The organism is Longimicrobium sp. (assembly GCA_036389135.1).
Taxonomy (GTDB): domain Bacteria; phylum Gemmatimonadota; class Gemmatimonadetes; order Longimicrobiales; family Longimicrobiaceae; genus Longimicrobium.
Genome location: DASVQP010000072.1, coordinates 1 through 1,568 on the forward strand (window position 1 = coordinate 1; position 1,568 = coordinate 1,568).

Genomic DNA, 1,568 nt, shown 5'->3' on the forward strand with positions numbered 1-1,568 from the left:
CGGATCGGCGCGGAGAGCGTGCGGGCGTATCTGTTCGTGGCCACCCTGGGGTACTCGCGGCGCCTCTACGTCCGGGCCTTCCGGCACGAGCGGCAGGCATCGTGGTTCGCGGGCATCGAGGAGGCGTTCCGGCACTTCGGCGGGCGGCCGGCGGAACTGCTGCTCGACAACGCCCGCGCCCTGGTCGAACACCACGACGTGCAGACCCGGGAGGTGGTGTTCAACGGGCGCTTCCACACCTTCACCCGCTACTGGGACGTGCGGCCGCAGGCCTGCGCGCCCTACCGCGCCCGCACCAAGGGCAAGGACGAGCGCGGGGTGGGCTACGTCAAGCGCAACGCCATCGCCGGGCGCAGCTTTGCCAGCTGGGCGGAGCTGGAGGCGCACCTGGCGCAGTGGACACGTGAGGTCGCCGACATACGGGTCCACGGCACGACGGGCGAAGCGCCGCTTGTGCGCTTCGAGCGCGACGAGGCGGCCGCCCTGCGCCGGCTCGGGGACAAGCCGCCGTTCGGGCAGCTGCGCGAGCTGACACGGCGGGTGCAGAACGATGGCTCCGTGGACGTGGGCACCAACCACTACAGCGTGCCGTGGCAGCTGATCGGTGCCGGGGTCAGCGTGGTGGTCTGCGGCGGCGAGGTGCGGATCCTGCACGCCGGGGTGGAGGTGGCCCGGCATGCCCAGCGGCTCGGCCGACGCGAGCGGGCGGTCATGGCGCCCCACCTGCGCGGCATCGCCATCGGCGCCGCGCCCGCGGACGGCGCCGGCGCGGGGCCACCCCGATCCGCGCCGCTGCTGGGCGAGCTGCTGCGGCCGTTGGCCGAATACGAGCTGGTGGCGGGAGGCGGCTGGTGAGCGGCGCGGTGGCGGCGCTGCCGGAGATGCTGGGGCGGCTGAAGCTGACGGCGATGCGCGACCGCCTTGATGTCCTGCTGGACGAGGCGGCGCGGCGCGAGCTCAACCTGCCTGAAGCGCTGACCCTGCTGTGCGAGGCGGAGGTGGCGCACCGGGAGGAGCGGCGGATCCAGATGGGGCTGGGCATCGCCAAGTTCCCCTACCTGCGCACGCTGGAGGGCTTCGACTTCGCCGCCCAGCCCTCGCTCGACCCCAAGCAGGTGCGCGACCTGGCCGCGTGTCGTTGGGTGGCAAACGGCGACACGCTCCTCGCTCAAGGGCCGCCAGGCACGGGCAAGACGCATCTGGCCGTGGCCCTCGGGCGCGAGGCGATCCGGCACGGCTACTCGGTGCTGTTCACCCCGGCGATGGCGCTGATCGCGGCGTTGACGAAGGGGCATTCGGAGGGGAGGCTGGAGGAGCGCCTGGCGCGCTACGCCAAGCCGAAGCTGCTGATCATCGACGAGCTGGGCTACCTGCCGCTCGAGCCGCAGGCCGCGCACCTGCTGTTCGCCCTGGTGAGCCGCCGCTACGAACGCGGCGGCAGCGTGTTGGTGACCTCCAACCGCAGCGTGGGCGAGTGGGGCATGGTCCTGAATGACCAGGTCGTCGCGACAGCGATCCTGGACAGGCTCCTGCACCACAGCCACGTCCTCACCATCCGCGGCGATAGC

2 protein-coding genes are annotated in these 1,568 nt (G+C 72.4%); both read left to right on the forward strand.

The features are described 5' to 3' along the window. Positions 1–855 (forward strand): IS21 family transposase (gene istA / locus VF584_17175; GenBank protein HEX8211912.1); only part of this gene is annotated, 855 nt, incomplete at its 5' end. Further along, the coding region (gene istB / locus VF584_17180) for an IS21-like element helper ATPase IstB (GenBank protein ID HEX8211913.1) at positions 852–1,568 on the forward strand (717 nt) is incomplete at its 3' end. The genes istA and istB, both read left to right, overlap by 4 nt.